16 protein-coding genes and 1 riboswitch are annotated in these 16,792 nt (G+C 55.4%); of the genes, 15 read left to right on the forward strand and 1 reads right to left on the reverse strand.

The window, feature by feature from the left end; genetic code table 11:
• The first annotated feature begins 19 nt into the window (after nt 1-19).
• Genes H9X81_RS00400 through H9X81_RS00430 form a run of 7 tightly spaced genes read left to right on the forward strand, consistent with a single transcriptional unit; the run spans nt 20 to nt 7,550 of the window.
• Nucleotides 20-2,212, forward strand: coding sequence for a V-type ATP synthase subunit I (locus tag H9X81_RS00400; RefSeq protein WP_204719188.1), 2,193 nt, complete (start codon nt 20-22; stop codon nt 2,210-2,212).
• A 59-nt stretch (nt 2,213-2,271) separates the two neighbouring features.
• Entirely contained in the window at nt 2,272-2,712 is a 441-nt protein-coding gene (locus H9X81_RS00405; protein ID WP_177504149.1) for an ATP synthase subunit C, read from the forward strand.
• 34 nt (nt 2,713-2,746) lie between these two features.
• Nucleotides 2,747-3,052 carry a V-type ATP synthase subunit F gene (locus H9X81_RS00410; RefSeq protein WP_177504151.1) on the forward strand — a complete coding sequence of 102 codons (306 nt, stop codon included), beginning with the start codon at nt 2,747-2,749 and terminating at the stop codon, nt 3,050-3,052.
• A 10-nt stretch (nt 3,053-3,062) separates the two neighbouring features.
• A complete protein-coding gene (locus H9X81_RS00415) occupies nt 3,063-3,668 on the forward strand; it encodes a V-type ATP synthase subunit E (protein ID WP_204719189.1) in 606 nt (201 codons plus the stop codon).
• 22 nt (nt 3,669-3,690) lie between these two features.
• A complete protein-coding gene (locus H9X81_RS00420) occupies nt 3,691-5,442 on the forward strand; it encodes a V-type ATP synthase subunit A (RefSeq protein WP_204719190.1) in 1,752 nt (583 codons plus the stop codon).
• A gap of 21 nt (nt 5,443-5,463) precedes the next feature.
• Entirely contained in the window at nt 5,464-6,879 is a 1,416-nt protein-coding gene (locus tag H9X81_RS00425; protein ID WP_204719191.1) for a V-type ATP synthase subunit B, read from the forward strand.
• Nucleotides 6,879-7,550 carry a V-type ATP synthase subunit D gene (locus tag H9X81_RS00430; protein WP_204719192.1) on the forward strand — a complete coding sequence of 224 codons (672 nt, stop codon included), beginning with the start codon at nt 6,879-6,881 and terminating at the stop codon, nt 7,548-7,550. The genes H9X81_RS00425 and H9X81_RS00430 overlap by 1 nt, the downstream gene beginning before the upstream one ends.
• 55 nt (nt 7,551-7,605) lie before the next feature.
• Here H9X81_RS00430 and H9X81_RS00435 read toward each other — a convergent pair whose 3' ends face one another.
• Nucleotides 7,606-9,303, reverse strand: coding sequence for a hypothetical protein (locus H9X81_RS00435; protein WP_204719193.1), 1,698 nt, complete (start codon nt 9,301-9,303; stop codon nt 7,606-7,608).
• 469 nt (nt 9,304-9,772) lie between these two features.
• Between H9X81_RS00435 and H9X81_RS00440 the strand changes: the two genes are divergently transcribed.
• From H9X81_RS00440 to H9X81_RS00475, 8 genes are all read left to right on the forward strand, one after another.
• Entirely contained in the window at nt 9,773-10,069 is a 297-nt protein-coding gene (locus H9X81_RS00440; RefSeq protein WP_177502667.1) for a thiamine-binding protein, read from the forward strand.
• Nucleotides 10,038-10,814, forward strand: coding sequence for an ABC transporter permease (locus tag H9X81_RS00445; protein WP_204719194.1), 777 nt, complete (start codon nt 10,038-10,040; stop codon nt 10,812-10,814). Before H9X81_RS00440 ends, H9X81_RS00445 begins: the two co-directional genes overlap by 32 nt.
• Nucleotides 10,815-10,841: 27 nt before the next feature.
• Nucleotides 10,842-11,855, forward strand: coding sequence for an ABC transporter substrate-binding protein (locus H9X81_RS00450; protein WP_177502665.1), 1,014 nt, complete (start codon nt 10,842-10,844; stop codon nt 11,853-11,855).
• A 15-nt stretch (nt 11,856-11,870) separates the two neighbouring features.
• Nucleotides 11,871-12,611 carry an ABC transporter ATP-binding protein gene (locus H9X81_RS00455; RefSeq protein ID WP_204719195.1) on the forward strand — a complete coding sequence of 247 codons (741 nt, stop codon included), beginning with the start codon at nt 11,871-11,873 and terminating at the stop codon, nt 12,609-12,611.
• Nucleotides 12,612-12,704: 93 nt separating this feature from the next.
• A riboswitch (Lysine riboswitch) is annotated at nt 12,705-12,878 on the forward strand.
• Nucleotides 12,879-12,956: 78 nt separating this feature from the next.
• The gene (locus H9X81_RS00460) at nt 12,957-14,330 is read left to right on the forward strand and encodes an APC family permease (protein WP_204719196.1); all 1,374 of its coding nucleotides are present in this window, start codon (nt 12,957-12,959) and stop codon (nt 14,328-14,330) included.
• Nucleotides 14,331-14,384: 54 nt separating this feature from the next.
• Nucleotides 14,385-15,989 (forward strand): amidohydrolase, encoded by a 1,605-nt coding sequence (locus H9X81_RS00465; RefSeq protein WP_177502662.1) that lies wholly within the window; start codon nt 14,385-14,387, stop codon nt 15,987-15,989.
• Nucleotides 15,990-16,199: 210 nt separating this feature from the next.
• The gene (locus tag H9X81_RS12060; protein ID WP_204719197.1) at nt 16,200-16,349 is read left to right on the forward strand and encodes a helix-turn-helix domain-containing protein; all 150 of its coding nucleotides are present in this window, start codon (nt 16,200-16,202) and stop codon (nt 16,347-16,349) included.
• The gene (locus H9X81_RS00475; protein ID WP_204719198.1) at nt 16,301-16,750 is read left to right on the forward strand and encodes a hypothetical protein; all 450 of its coding nucleotides are present in this window, start codon (nt 16,301-16,303) and stop codon (nt 16,748-16,750) included. The genes H9X81_RS12060 and H9X81_RS00475 overlap by 49 nt, the downstream gene beginning before the upstream one ends.
• Nucleotides 16,751-16,792: the final 42 nt, after the last annotated feature.

The following is a 16,792-nucleotide window of genomic DNA, read 5'->3' on the forward strand; positions in this document are numbered from 1 at the left end:
AGGAGGTTTTGACTCAGAGATGTCCATCGAAAAAATGAAGCTTGTGAAAGTCACAGGCAATCTGAACAAGATGAACGCGGCTCTTACCACCTGCTTTGAGGGCGGATTCTTCCACCCCGAACATGTTTCGGAAAAAGCAGGAGCCGATGGTTATCATCCGTTCGATGCTGTAAATCCCTATCTGCCGATCCTGTCCAAACTTGACCAGATCGCCAAAGACTGTGGGGTTGACTTTGCTCCCAAGCAGAAGATCGACCGGGAGAAAATGGAGATTGCGGCTACCCTGCTCCTGGGAATCGAGGGAAAATACCTCGAAACCCGGTTCGGTAAACTGCCCACTGCACAGGTGGACCGTTTCCAGGAGATGAGCGGTTCCAAGTTCTTCTTTGTTCCCCTGATCGAAAAAGTGAACGACTGCTGGTGTATTTACAGTGCCAGCCGTCAGAGCATGGAGGAAGTGGATCACCTCTTTGCTGAAGCCGGGTTTGAAAAAGCCTGGGTACCCAATTTCTCCGAGGAGGACGGAACCGTTACCGATTTCGCCTTCGAAGCAGAGATCCGTCAGCTCACCGAACAGAAGCAGCTCCTGCTGGCTGCCAAGGAACGCGGTTCCAGCGCCATTGAACAGCTTTCCCATATGGAAAACCTCAGTGTCAGCCTGGACGACATCTTCGCCAGCAAATACCTGCAGGTACGGTTCGGACGGATTCCCTCGGACAGCTATCAGAAGCTCAAGTATTATGACGACCGGCTCTTCTTCTTCCAGCCGCTGAGTGAGGATGGGGAATTTGTCTGGGGCTTCTGCTTCACCGACAAGATCCATGTGGCTGAAGTGGATGAGATCCTCTCCTCGCTGTTCTTTGAGCGGGTATGGATTCCCGAATATGTGCACGGTGTTCCGGGACAGACCTTCGAACATCTGCGCAATGCCATTGAGGAGGCTGACCGGGAACTGGCTACCACCGATGAACTGATCCATGAAACCATCGATCAGAACTTCGATATGTGCAGCATTCTCTATGCCACTCTTCAGTACCTGAGCCGTTCGTTCGAGCTGCGCCGCCATGTGAGCATCCATGATGACAGCTTTATCCTGGTGGGCTTTGTCCCGGAAAAGGAAACTGCTGCCCTGGAGAAGAAGCTGCATGAGCTGGACCCCAACCTCACCGTTGAGATCACTGCCCATGACAGCGACAAGCGCTTCCAGGCGCCCACCAAGCTCAAGAACAACTTCATCGTCAAGCCCTTCGAGATGTTCGTGGATATGTACGGCACTCCGGGCTACAACGAAACCGACCCCACCTCCTTCCTGGCCTGGACTTATATCCTGCTGTTCGGCATCATGTTCGGCGACCTGGGACAGGGTCTGGTCATCGCCGCTCTGGGACTCTTCCTGGATCGGGTCAAGAAGATGAACTTCGGCAAGATCCTCGAGCGCATCGGTATCTCCGCTGCCATCTTCGGCACCATCTATGGCTCGGTATTCGGCCTGGAACATGTGCTTGATCCCTTCTACACCGATGTGCTGGGTCTGCCCGGCAAGCCGGTGGAGGTCATGGACGGTGAAACCATCAACACCCTGCTGATGGCTGCCATTGCCCTGGGTGTTGCCATGATCGTTATGGCAATGCTCATCAATGTGTTCACCGGCCTGCGCAACCGCGACTGGGAAAAGGCGCTGTTCTCCAACAACGGTGTGGCTGGTCTGGTCTTTTACGGCGCTGTGCTGGCTGGCATGGTTTCCATGCTCACCGGCGGCCCGAACCTGTTCACCCTGCCCTATATCCTGGGCCTGCTGGTACTGCCGATCCTGGTGATCTTCCTCAAGGAACCCCTGGGCCGGCTTGCCAAGGGCGAACATTTTGAACTGGAAGGCGGCGTCGGCTCCTTCATCATCGAGGGCTTCTTCGAGCTGTTCGATGTGGTGCTGAGCTTCGTCACCAACACCCTTTCGTTCATGCGTGTGGGCGGCTTCATCATCAGCCATGCCGGTATGATGTCGGTTGTGCTCACCCTCACTGAGATGTTCACCGGAGCCGGCAGCATCATCGTGCTGATCTTCGGCAACATCTTCGTTATGGCACTGGAAGGCTTCATCGTAGGCATTCAGTCGCTGCGTCTGGAGTTCTATGAACTGTTCAGCCGCTACTTTGACGGTCAGGGCGTTCCCTATGCCCCCGTTTCCATGGACGCTCAGGCAGCCGGCGAATAACCCCCTGCCCTGAACATAGATACAATCTTTCTTGAATCTACTTTTTGGAGGAATTACTTATGTCTATTCTCACACTGATCGTTCCCGCTATCGCCGTTCTGCTCATCGCTGCTCCCCTGGTAAGTGTTGCTCAGGGTAAGGTAACTGGCAAGTCCGCTATCCGCAACCGTTTCGCCCTGCACTTCGGTGCCTTCGCTCTGGCCTGCATCTGCGCTGTGGCAGTTCCCGCTTCGGGTGTTGCCTTCGCTGAAACTGCCGGCACTGTTGCCTCCATCATGGGCACCAATGCCCAGGGTATGGGCTTCCTGGCTGCCGCTCTGGTAACTGGTCTGGCTGCCATCGGCGCCGGTGTTGCCGTTGCTTCCGCTGCTCCCGCTGCCATCGGCGCTGTTTCCGAGGACCCCAAGGCCTTCGGTAAGGCAATCATCTTCGTTGTACTCGGTGAAGGTATCGCGATCTATGGTCTGCTGATCTCCATCCTGATCATCAACAAGCTTTAATCCCCCTTTTGTCCTGAAAAAAGCAGGTGCAGAGATGAAATTCTTTGTTCTGAGCGATAAGCCTGATGTGTATCTGGGCATGCGTCTGGCCGGTATGGACGGCGCTGTGGTCGAGAACCGCACCGAGGCTTTGGACAAGATCCGGGAAATCGTCGCCGCAAAAGAGGTGGGAATCCTGCTCATCACCGGTGAACTGATGGACCAGTGTGAGCCGGAACTCACCGCCATCCGGCGGGATAACCGCCTGCCGGTCATGACCCGAATTTCCGACCGCAGCGGCGAAAGTGCCACCAAGGGACTGGAACGGTATGTCCATGAGTCCCTGGGCATCAACTTGTGAGGTGAAATCTATGGCAGAAGACAAGAACCTGCAGAAAAAGCTGGCAAAGTTCGCAGAAGAGATCATGAACATTGCCAGAAGCGAATGCAGCACCATTGAAGAGGAGACCCAGAGCGATCTGGAAACACAGCGGGCCGGCCTGAAAGCTGCTGCCGATGCCGAAGCCGCCAAGTATTTCGAGGCAGAGCTCCGGGAAATCGACGGACAGTCCCGGGCTGCAGCCTTCAGTGAAAAGGATCGCCTGAGAAAAGAACTGTTTTCCATCCGTGAGAAATATATGTCCAATGTATTTGCACAGGCTGCTGAGCGCCTTTCGGAATTTACTGCCGGCAGTGACTATGCAGCATTCCTGAACGCCAAGGCCGCAGAAGCTGCCGCCCAGGGTGATTTTGCCGGCGGTACTCTCTATCTGCGCCAGGAGGATCTCTCCTATGCCGATGCGCTGACCAAGGCCCTGCCCGGCTGCACTGCCGCTGCTTCGCCCGAGATCCATCTGGGCGGCCTGATCGCAGTGAGCGCCGATGGACGCACCCGTCTGGACCTGAGTCTGGACGCCGCACTGGAAGGACAGAAGCAGTGGTTCTTCAGCAATTCCAAACTGGACATCACACTGTAAAACTTTACGGAGGTGAAATCGTTTGAGCAGCAATCTGATCAATTCCATCAACGGACCGGTTGTGACCATCAAGGGCCCCACCGATCTGACGATGCAGGAGATGGTCTATGTGGGCTCCAAGAAGCTGATCGGTGAGGTAATCTCCATCAGCGCGGAACGCACTACCATCCAGGTATATGAAACTACTACCGGCCTGCGGGTCGGTGAGGAGATCATCGGTACCGGCGCTCCCCTGTCCGCGACCCTGGGCCCCGGTATTATCTCCAATATTTTCGACGGTATCGAGCGTCCTCTGGAGGACATCGAAAAGACCGACGGCGCATTCATCGGCACCGGCAGCAGCATCCCCTCCCTCGACCCCGAGCGCAAGTGGGATGTCACCATCAAGGTATCGGTGGGCGATGAACTGAGGGGCGGCGACATCTATGCCACCTGCCCCGAAACCCCGCTCATCGAGCACCGCTGCATGGTGCCCCCGAACCTGAGCGGGCGGGTTTCCGCTGTTATGACCAACGGTCAGTACACCGTCAACGACTGTGTTGTGAAGCTGGTGGACAAGGACGGCGTCGAGCATGAGCTCACCCTGTGCCAGAAGTGGCCGATCCGAGTAGAGCGCCCGATCCTCAAGCGGATGCCCATTGAGCGTCCTCTGATCACCGGTCAGCGTGTCATCGACACCATGTTCCCCATCGCCAAGGGCGGCACCGCTGCCATCCCCGGCGGTTTCGGTACCGGTAAGACCATGACCCAGCACCAGCTGGCTAAGTGGTGCGATGCCGATATTATCGTCTATGTGGGCTGCGGCGAACGCGGCAACGAGATGACCCAGGTACTGAAGGAGTTCTCTGAGCTGATCGACCCCAAGAGCGGTCAGAAGCTCACTGCCCGTACCGTGCTCATCGCCAATACATCCAATATGCCCGTAGCTGCCCGTGAGGCATCCATCTACACTGGCATCACCCTGGCGGAATACTACCGCGATATGGGTTACCATGTCGCCATCATGGCAGACTCCACCTCCCGTTGGGCCGAGGCTCTGCGTGAGATCTCCGGCCGTCTGGAGGAAATGCCCGCTGAAGAGGGCTTCCCGGCTTATCTGCCCTCCCGTATTTCCCAGTTCTATGAGCGTGCCGGCTACACTGTGTCCCTGAACGGCGCTGAGGGTTCTGTCACCATCATCGGTGCGGTATCTCCCCAGGGTTCCGACTTCTCCGAGCCGGTTACCCAGAACACCAAGCGTTTTGTACGCTGCTTCTGGGCTCTGGACAAGAGCCTGGCCTATGCCCGTCACTATCCCGCCATCAACTGGAACACCAGTTACAGCGAATATGTGGACACCCTCAACCGCTGGTACAGCGCCAATGTGGGCCGGGAATTCATGGCAGACCGTCAGCGGATCGCCACCCTGCTCCATGAGGAAAATGACCTGATGGAGATCGTCAAGCTCATCGGTTCCGATGTACTGCCTGACGACCAGAAGCTGGTCATTGAAACCGCCAAGGTAATCCGTGTGGGCTTCCTGCAGCAGAACGCCTACCATGCCGAGGATACCTATGTACCGCTGGAAAAGCAGCTGGGCATGATGAAGGTAATCCTGTATCTCTACGACCAGTGCGCCGCTATGATCAAGAAGGGTCATGCCATTTCCGCCATTCTGGAAACCGGCATCTTCGGCGAAGTGGTCAAGATCAAGTACGATGTACCCAACAGCAAGCTGGAAATGCTGGACGATTACTACACCAAGATCGACCAGGCTCTGGCTGCCGTCATTTAACAAGGGAGGAGCGAGTAAAGTATGAGTCTGAAAATTGTGGGACTTAGCGAGATCAACGGCCCCCTTGTAGCACTGGACGGCATCCATGGCGCCGGTTATGAGGAAATGGTGGAACTGGAACTCCAGGACGGCACCACCCGTACCGGTCGTATCGTGCAGATGGACGGTGACCGCTGCATCATCCAGGTATTCGAAGGTACCCGCGGTCTCTCCCTGCAGAACACCACTACCACCATTCTGGGACATCCTGTGGAGATGAGCCTCTCCAAGGAGCTGCTGGGCCGTGTTCTGAACGGCTCCGGCCGTCCCATCGATGGCCTGGGCGAGATCTACTGGGAAAAGAAGGAGGACATCAACGGCAAGCCGCTGAATCCTGTTTCCCGTACCTATCCCCGGAACTACATCAACACCGGTATTTCCGCCATCGACTGTCTGATGACCCTGATCCGCGGTCAGAAGCTGCCCATCTTCTCCGGTTCCGGTATGCAGCACAACAAGCTGGCTGCCCAGATCGTAAAGCAGGCCAACATCGCTGCTGAAGAGGGGCAGGAATTCGGTATCGTCTTTGCCGCCATGGGCGTTACCAACGACGTAGCCGACTACTTCCGCCGCAGCTTTGAGGAAACCGGCGTTATGGACCGGGTTGTCATGTTCCTCAACCTGTCCAATGACCCCATCATCGAGCGTATCCTCACCCCCAAGTGTGCCCTGACCACTGCCGAATATCTGGCCTTTGAGAAGGATATGCACATTCTGGTAATCATGACCGACATCACTTCCTACTGTGAAGCGCTGCGTGAGTTCTCCTCTTCCAAGGGCGAGATCCCCGGTCGTAAGGGCTACCCGGGCTATCTGTATTCCGACCTGGCTTCGCTCTATGAGCGCGCCGGTGTCATCGATACCGCCAAGGGTTCGGTTACCCAGATCCCCATCCTGACCATGCCCAACGATGATATTACCCACCCGGTTCCGGACCTCACCGGTTATATCACCGAGGGTCAGATCGTTCTGGACCGCTCGCTGGATCAGAACGGCATCTATCCGCCTATCTCGGTACTGCCCTCCCTGTCCCGTCTGATGAAGGACGGCATCGGTGAAGGCTATACCCGTGCCGACCACTCGGCAGTATCCAACCAGCTCTTTGCCTCCTACGCCAAGGTACAGGATGCCAAGGCTCTGGCTTCGGTTATCGGTGAAGAGGAGCTGTCCGCTTCGGATAAGCTCTACATGGACTTCGGCAAGGCCTTCGAGCACTACTTCCTCGACCAGGGCTTTGATACCGACCGCACCATCGACGAAACCCTGGATCTGGGCTGGGATCTGCTTTCTATCCTGCCCCAGAGCGAGCTGGACCGTGTGGACAACAAACTGCTGGAGGAGAAATATCACCCGGAACGGGGCGCCGCACTGCTTAAAGAGATGCGGGGTGAGGCATAATGGCACAGCAGGTCTTTCCCACCAAAGGTAATCTGATCGCCACCAAAAAGACCCTGGCGCTCTCCACCATGGGCTATGACCTCATGGATAAGAAGCGCAATATCCTCATCCGGGAGATGATGGGTCTGGTGGATCAGGCTCAGAAGCTCCGCAACGAAGTGGATGAGATCTTCGATCAGGCCTATGCTGCCCTGCGCAACGCCAATATCACCCTGGGTATGATCAACGAGATCGCCGAAAGCGTTCCGCTGGACGACGGCATCACCATTGGTTACCGCAGTGTTATGGGCGTGGATATTCCCATCATCAAGTATGAGAAGAAGCCGGTGGTCCTCTCCTACGGCCTCTATGACAGCAACTCCCAGCTGGACTATGCCTTCATGTGCTTCCAGCGGGTAAAGGAGATCTCCATCACCCTGTCGGAGATCGAAAATGCTGCTGCCGGACTGTCCGACGCCATCGTCAAGACCCAGCGCCGGGCCAACGCCCTGAAGAATGTGGTGATCCCCAATCTGGAGAGTACGGTAAAGTTCATTTCCGACTCGCTGGATGAAAAGGACCGGGAAGAGTTCTCCCGTCTGAAGGTCATCAAGGCACAGAAAACAGCCAAGGCCAAGCGTCTGGCTGCTGCCCAGGCTGAGGCTGCCAAAGCTGAAGCTGTCGGAGAATAACACAATATAAAAAATCCCCTGTGAAAACTCACAGGGGATTTTTTATTGTATCTATTTACCGTCCGGTATTGGGGTTGGTCTTATTTTCATCAGCAGGCTTGGAGGAATCCTCCTCATCGCCCGGAGTTTCGGTAAGCAGCTCGGTCTCGAGCTCCTCAAACTCATACCAGATCTTGTCGATGGAACCAATCTCCAGGCCGTTGACCTTATAGGTCACGCCATTCTTGCGGATCTTGAGGGTGATGTCTCTTCCCTTCAGCTCACGGGCTACGCTCGCGGGGAAGTAGGGCAGGCCGGTGGCACTCATCTCAATGGTTTCACCGAATTCTTCGTCTTCGATCAGTTTGGCGATCTCTTTCTTCACTTCGTCCCACTTCTCGTTGCCGTAGTAATCGCCATACTCCTGGCTTTCGGTTGCTCCGGTGTCCGGAGTTTCCGGCACAGCTTCGCTGTATTTGTAGCTTGCGGATGCACTCTCCGATGTTACGGTTTGATAGCTTGCAACAACTTCAACAGAATAGGTGGTATATTCATCTGCAGTCAGCGTTGCACTGGTTTCACCGTCCAGCATTGTGCCGTTTTTGTACCACTGATAAGTAAACACAGCTTCTGCCAGCGGATGGGAAGCATTGGCTGTAAGCACATTGCCGGAAGCAGTAATTTCTACCTCAGGAACAGCGATTCCTTCGGCAGGCAGATACTCACTGACATCATCGCCATTAAAATTACCGCCAGTAATCTGGATGCTGGGATTGGGATTGCCATAGCTGGGGACATTAATAGTACCGACACTGATATCAAAGGTACCGCCAGAAATGTTGACAGCAGCCGTATCTTCTGCGTGAACGCCATATTTACCGGAAATGGTACCTCCGCTGATATTGATTGAAGATGTTTCACCGCCGGAAACCGCATAGCTTCCGCTGGTGGACAATTTACCGCCTTCAACATTGAGGACTGTATTTTCCTGAACCTGCACAGCATAGCTGGAGGATTCGATCTCTGCTGTACCTCCGATTGTAACGGTAGCACCCTTATAAAGCTGGATTGCACCGCTCGCACCGCCAGTATGGGTCAGTGTTCCACCGGTCATGGTAAACTGGATGGAGTCCGGATCTCCATAGTTGGAGATATACACACCTGTACGTCCATCACTCCGCATATCACCGTCTGTAATTTTAACCACTGTGCCGCTTCCGCGTACGCCAAGAACGTTGTCTTTAGTACTGATCAGAGAGCCTCCGGATATTTTGATGGTGGAATTCGTGGCTGAATCATAGATATCCACTGTCTCCAGGGTGGTACGAATGGTGCCGCTCTTCAGTTCAAAAGAACTGCCGGAACCTTTGAGCTGAATTCCATATCCATAGGAGCCATCTGTGACATCAATTTTGCCATTGCCCTTGGAATCCTCTATGGTCAGAGATCCCCCATTGATCACAAATATAAAGTGATTTAATCCTCCATAACTCTTGGTAATTGTACATCCATTCAGATCCAGCACGACATCTTCCCGGATGACAATGTCATATCTGCGATCCATGGTAATATCGCCGCCAAGCTTGACCTTACCGCCAGCTTCCAGCGCAGACTTCAGCCCGTCTGCATTTGTAACAGCAACCTCAGTATCACCGTTTTCCAATACAACAGCTGCAGAGCCGCTTCCATCAGTTCCATCCGCAAAAGCAACTGTCAGTCCGGAAACACTCATCAGTGCTGCCAACACAAGCGCGAGTAACTTTTTCTTGTTCATACTTTTTCCTCCTTCAATTTTTGATAAATGCAGTCCGCAGGCCGCAAACTGCAAATACTTTATTTAATGTGATTATACCCCCCCCCCGGCATTTTGTCAACTATGTGTATTCTGCAAGATTTCTATGCCAACCTGCACGCTTCTGCCCTGATTTGCAGATTGACTTTCCGATCAAATTGCTGTATTATATTCCTGTTAACGACAAAACACAATAGCCAGGGGCGCTGGGAGATCATTCCCGGCTGTGATTGGCGCGAAACGCAGCGCCATGTCCCTTGGTGGGAAACCACCTGAACCTGATCCGGATAATGCCGGCGGAGGTATGCGCTTTTGCTCCTTTGGGAGACAAAACACAAAATTCTTTCCGCTGCGGCAGTCCGCGGCGGATTTTTTATTTGTCCCGGAACTGTCTGCGGAATACGGCCATGCGTGTCTGTCGGACAAAAATTTCAAAGGAGTTGTTTTAACAATGAACGCAAGTCTCGCAATCCAGATCCTCCCCAAGGTACAGGGCGATGAAGAAGTATGCCGTGTTGTGGATGAAGTAATCGCTTACATCCAGTCCACCGGTCTGCACTGCTTTGTAGGCCCCTGTGAAACCGCTGTGGAAGGTGATTTCGACACCATTATGGAGATCGCCAAGCAGTGCCATCTGGTGGCTATCAAGGCCGGCGCTCCCAGTGTCAGCTCGTATCTGAAGATCAGCTACCGTCCTGAAGGCGAGGTTCTCACCATTGACAAGAAGACATCCAAGTATCACCAGTAAGCTGGCACCGGCTGTCCTCATTGCCGTATTGCTGGCAGTCTGGCAGCTCTGTTCCGATCTGGGAGTGGTGCCCAAATTCATGCTGCCCTCTCCCACGGATGTAGTAACCGCCTTTGTGGAGGATTTCCCTGCCCTTATGACCCATGCCCGGGTCTCGCTCTCTGAGGCCTTCCTGGGTCTGGGCACCGCTGTGATCCTCTCCTTTGTGGTAGCCTTCCTCATGGATCAGTTCCGGGTGGTACGGGAAGCCGTCTATCCCCTGCTGATCCTCACCCAGACTGTCCCCACTGTGGCAATCGCGCCGCTGCTGGTACTCTGGCTGGGCTATGGAATCCTGCCCAAGGTGGTACTCATTGTCATCACCTGCTTCTTCCCCATGACCATCGGTCTGCTCAGCGGCTTTGCCTCCGCTGACCCCGACTTTATCCACATGATGCGGGCTATGGGCGCTTCGAACTGGCAGATTTTCCGCTATGTGAAGCTCCCCTCCTCCGCGGAACAGTTCTTCTCGGGACTGCGCATCTCCGCCTCCTATTCGGTGGTGGGCGCTGTCATCTCGGAATGGCTGGGCGGCTTTGAAGGCCTGGGCGTCTATATGATGCGGGTGAAAAAATCCTATGCCTTTGACAAAATGTTCGCTGTGATCTTCCTGATCTCGGTGATCAGCCTGATCCTCATCAAGGCGGTGGACCTGCTCAAGAAAAAGTCCATGCCCTGGAACCTGATCCACTCCGGCGAACACTGATCCTCACAATCAAGGAGATAGATTATCATGAAAAAAAGACTGCTTGCCCTGATGCTGGCAGCTGCCGCAGCTCTGTCGCTGTCCGGCTGCTCGGGTCAGGAGAATAATTCCTCCACTGCTGAAAACAGCGGCAGTGAAGAACTCACCAAGGTGTCCATCGTTCTGGACTGGACCCCCAACACCAACCACACCGGCCTGTATGTGGCCCAGAAGATGGGTTACTATGAGGAAGCCGGTCTGGAGGTGGAGATCCTGCCGGCTCCCGAGGGCGGTTCCTCGGCACTGGTTGCCGCTGGCGGCGCTGACTTCGGCATCGACGCACAGGATACCCTGGCTCCTGCCTTTGTAGGAGAGGATGCCCTGCCTGTAACCGCGGTTGCAGCCCTGATCCAGCACAATACCTCCGGTATCATCTCGCTGGCTTCGGACAACATCCAGTCCCCCAAGGATCTGGAAGGCAAGACCTATGCCACCTGGGAAAACCCTGTGGAACAGGCTGTCATCAAGAGCCTGATGGAGGCTGACGGCGGTGACTTCTCCAAGCTGAACCTGGTTCCCAGCACTGTTTCGGATGTCATCACAGCACTCAACACCAACATTGACACCGTGTGGATCTTCTATGCGTGGGATGGCGTTGCCACTGAGCTCAAGGGCTATGACACCAACTTCATGGACTTTGCCAAGCTCAACACCACCTTTGACTACTACACCCCCATCATCATCGCCAACAATGATTTCCTGGCTGAGAACCCTGACACAGCCAAGGCATTCCTGGCTGCCACAGCCAAGGGCTATGAGTATGCCATCGAGAACCCCGACGCTGCCGCAGATATCCTGCTGGAAGCTGCTCCGGAGCTCGATCCTGAGATTGTCAAGGCTTCCCAGGAGTGGCTGGCAGACCAGTACATTGCCGACGCTGAAAAGTGGGGCTATATCGATCCGGCCCGCTGGGATGGCTTCTATACCTGGCTGACCGAAAACAACCTGGTGGATGGCGAACTCCCTGCCGGCACCGGTTACTCCAATGACTATCTGGCATAAAGGCGGAACACTCGGATGAAACTGGAAACCCGTGGGATCACCAAGAGCTTTGACGGCACACGCATCATTGAGGACATCAGCATCACCCTGGGTGAAGGGGAGCTGGTGTGTCTGCTGGGCGTGAGCGGCGGCGGCAAAACCACCCTGTTCAACATCATTGCCGGCCTGTCCAAACCGGACAGCGGTCAGGTGCTGATCGACGACGAGGATGTCACCGGAAAGCCCGGTCATGTGAGCTATATGCTCCAGAAGGATCTGCTGCTGCCCTTCCGCAAGGTGGCGGACAATGTGGCCCTGCCGCTGGAGCTTGCCGGCACCGACCGCAAAACAGCCCGGGCAGAAGCCATGCGCTACTTTGAACAGTTCGGCCTTCAGGGGACTGAGGACCGCTACCCGGCCCAGCTTTCGGGCGGTATGCGGCAGCGGGCTGCCCTGCTGCGCACCTATCTGTTCGGCAAGAGCGTCGCCCTGCTGGATGAGCCCTTCTCTGCCCTGGATACCATTACCAAATCGGCGATCCACCGGTGGTACCTGGATGTGATGGAACAGATCCATCTCTCGACCCTCTTCATCACCCATGATATTGATGAGGCGATCCTGCTCTCGGACCGGATCTATATCCTGTCCGGGCGTCCGGGACATATCACCGATGAGATCCATATCAATGTACCCAAGCCCAGAGCCGGTGATTTTACCCTGACACCGGAATTTCTCGCGTACAAACGCCAGATCATTGAAGCTATGCATTTAAGCTAAATATCCTCCCGAAATCTCGTGCAGAATCAGAATTTTGCACGAGATTTTATTTTGCACTGGACAAAAGTTCACTTTCATGATATGATTTCGTAAAAAGTTGATAGAGGCGCGGCCGCGATGAGTATCCGTGGGGAGAAGACATTCTGTGATCCCGGAGAAAGGCAGAGCCGCCGAAATGTATCAGCCGGTAAGCTGATATGTTGGGGTATGGAGAAAGACTTCATACACTCCCGTCCTGGTATACAGGGCGGAGGCGCTATCGGTGGTAACTCTTTTGAGCTCGAAGGTTGCATCGATAGGATGCAACCTTTTTTTATTTGCAGCTCAAAGGAGAAATGTACTTTTATGGCAACTCAGACAACTGGCCTCACTTCCGATGCCACTGAATTCAGCCGGGATGTCACCCTCTTCGGCGGCATCAGCATTCTCGCCGGCATCATGATCGGCTCTGGCGTCTTTTACCTCGGCTCCTATGTCCTGATCCGCAGCGGCATGAGCATGGGCCTTGCCCTGATCGTCTGGATCGTCGGCGGTCTGGTCACCCTGCTCAGCGGCCTCTGCTATGCGGAACTCGGTACCATGATGCCCAAGGCCGGCGGCGGCTATGTCTACCTCCGGGAAGCCTTCGGCGAACGGGTCGCCTATATGTCCGGTATGTCCACCTTCATCATCGGCTCCTCCGGTTCCATTGCCGGTCTGGCTATCGCGCTGCCCCAGGCACTCACCAGCATCTTCCCCATGACCGAACTGCAGTGCAAGCTCTTTGCCGTTCTCATGGTGGTGCTGCTCACCGCAGTCAACTACCGCGGCGTCAAGTTCGGCGCGGCAATCCAGAATGTCTTTATGATCGGCAAGCTGATCCCCCTGGTGCTCATCATTATCTGCGGCATCGCAATGGGTCAGCAGACCCCCGACCTCACTCCGGTGCCTGCCGGCGGTGCTTCCATCGGCGAGATCCTCTCCATGGTAGCCTTCGGCGTGGTAGCAACCCTCTGGGCTTTTGAGGGCTGGACCAACCTCAACACCATCAGCGAGGAGATCCAGGAGCCCCGGAAGAATATCCCCCGGGCGATCATCATCTCCATTCTGGCAGTTACTGCCCTGTATGTGCTCTTCAACTTCTCCATCTACCGGGTGCTGTCCTTTGAGGACATTTCGGCTCACATCGCTGCCGGCGACTACTTCCTCGGCACCGCTGCTGCCAACACCCTGTTCGGTCACTACGGCAAGATCTTCGTGGCAATCGCCATGGCAGTTGCCATCTTCGGCGCTCTCAACGGTTCGGTAATGGTATTCCCCCGCACCTACTACGCAATGGCCAAGGACGGAATGTTCTTCCCCTCCTTCACCAAGCTCCACCCCAAGTACCACACCCCCACCGGCGCCATCATCGCTTCGATGATCGTTTCCTGCCTGCTGATCTTCGCCAACAATCTGGACCAGATCACTTCCCTGGTGGTATTCAGCGGCATGATCTTCAAGTCCCTGACCTTTGCTTCGGTAATCGTCCTGCGTAAGAAGTACCCCGATATGAACCGTCCCTACAAGGTCTGGTTCTATCCCTTCTCGGTATATCTCATCGTCCTCATCATGATCGGCCTGTGCCTGAATACCCTGCTGGAGGACCCCCGTACCTCCCTCATTGGTCTGATCGTTCCGCTGTTCGGTCTGGCGGTCTATGAGTTCCAGCTCCGCCGGAAAAAGAAGGCGTCCCGATAAACATAAGCGCATTAAATCCAGGTTTCATAAAAAGAAAGATTGGAGTGTATCAATATGTCAACCATTCTCGTAAACGCCAATATCTATGTAGAGCGCGGCAACTTCCAGGAGGCCATGCTCATTGAAAACGGCATCATCAAGGCTGTGGGCACCAATGCTGAAATCCGTGCCATGGCTCCTGCCGGCTGTGAGGAGATCGATGCCGAAGGCCGCACTGTTATCCCCGGCTTCAACGATTCCCACCAGCACCTCTACAATGTGGGCGAGAGCCTGCGCATGATCAAGCTGCATGAGGTTCCCTCCCTGGCTGAAATGATCGAGCGGGGCCGCCGCTTCATCGAGGAGAACCATGTGGCTCCCGGTGAAATCGTACTGGGCCGCGGCTGGAACCAGGACTTCTTCACCGATACCGACCGGATGCCCACCCGTGAGGATCTGGACAAGATCTCCACCGAGCATCCCATCATCTGCACCCGTGCCTGCGGTCATGTGGCTGTGTGCAACTCGATGGCTCTGGAGAAGGCCGGCATCGACCGCAACACTCCTCAGCCTGCCGGCGCTTCCATCGACCTGGATGCCAACGGCGATCCCAATGGTATTGTCCGTGAGAGCGGCGCTCTGGCAATGGTGCTGTCCATCATTCCCCAGAAGACTGTTGCCGACTACGAGAAGAGCATCCGCACTGCCATGGACTATGCTGAGTCCATGGGCGTGACCTCGGTTCAGACCAACGACATCAAGGACAAGAACTATGCTGAGATGTGGCAGGCCTATGAGAATGTAACCCATGCAGGCCGCAGCGTCCGTGCTTATCATCAGTGCTGCTTCACCCAGATCGACAACTTCCGTGCCTTCCTGGCAGACGGCTACAAGACCGGTCACGGTGATGACCTGAACCGGGTCGGCCCGCTGAAGCTGTTTGTTGATGGTTCTCTGGGTGCCCGTACCGCCAAGCTGAATGCCCCCTATGCGGATGATCCCACCACCACCGGTATCACTGTTATGGACCAGGCTTACCTGGATGAGATCTGCGGCATCGCTGCTGCAAACGGCATGAGTGTTGCCACCCACGCCATCGGCGACAAGGCTGCTGAGATGATCCTCGAGGCTTACGAAAAGAACATGACCGACAGCACCAACCCGCTGCGCAACGGTGTAATCCACTGCCAGATCACCACTCCCGAAACTCTGGAGCGGTTCAAGAAGAACAACATTCTGGCTCAGGTACAGCCCATCTTCATCCACTACGACAAGAACATCGTCTATGATCGTGTGGGCGAGGAGCTGGCAAAGACCTCCTATGCCTTCAAGACCCTGGCTGACATGGGCGTGCATGTATCCTACGGCACTGACTCGCCGGTTGAGGATATGAACCCCTACAACAACCTCTACTGCGCTGTAACCCGTATGTCGCTGACCGGCGAGGGTGAGCCCTATCTGCCGGAGCAGGGCGTGGACATCTACGACGCCGTGGACAACTACACCAAGGAGAGCGCCTTTGTTTCCTTTGATGAGAACAAGAAGGGCCGTCTGATGCCCGGCTATCTGGCTGACCTGGTGATCCTGGACCGGAACATCTTCGAAGTTCCCTCCATGGAGATCAAGGATGTACGCCCGGTTGCCACAATGATCGGCGGCGAAATCGTATACCGCGCCTAAGAGAAATCTGCGCGTCTGAAATGCTTTCTCCGGGTTAACCCATTCTCCACAAAAAGGACGGATCAGCCGATCCGTCCTTTTTTCTGTGAAAATGGCGATGGAAAGTCCGGGTGCGCCGATGTAAAGCCGCCTTGGTGGACTTTCTCCCGGGGAGATGGTACAATAGGGCGCAGAAAAATACCGGCTCTGATGCCGAAACAGGAGGCCTCCATGACATTCGGAGAAAAACTTCAGTACCTCAGAAAAGAACAGAACTGGACCCAGGAACAGCTTGCCGATCAGATCGGGATCTCCCGGCAGTCCCTCTCCAAATGGAGCTGGGCGCCGCCACTCCCGATACCGAGCATGTGGTGCGGCTGAGCCGGCTCTTCGGCGTATCCACCGACACCCTGCTGCTGGACGATGCTCCCTTCCCGCCCTCTGCCGTCCAGGCCGCCGGCTCCCGCCGCCGCTGGGAACTCATCGGAGGCGGCCTGGCCTCCTCCCTGGCAGCCACCGGCCTGCTGATCCTCGGGATCTGTGCTTCCATCTTCCCGGCGGTCTATATCGAGGCTCCCATGGACAAGGAGTGGGTACGGGCCTATTCCGGGCTCTCCGGCTTCCTGATGACAAACAACCTCTGCTGGCTGTTCTGGCTCCTCTGCCTTACTCTGGCAGGCGGTCTGGCGGCGCTGTTCCGCCCCAGGCTTCAGTCCCTGTTCGGACGGCTTCGCCATCGCCTTGCGCACAGACAGCCCTCCCAGCCCCCTGCGGAGGAATAAAAAAAGCTCTGCCGAATCTGCTCGGCAGAGCTTTTTTACTGC

The organism is Hydrogenoanaerobacterium saccharovorans (genome assembly GCF_016901815.1).
GTDB classification, from domain to species: domain Bacteria; phylum Bacillota; class Clostridia; order Oscillospirales; family Ruminococcaceae; genus Avimicrobium; species Avimicrobium caecorum.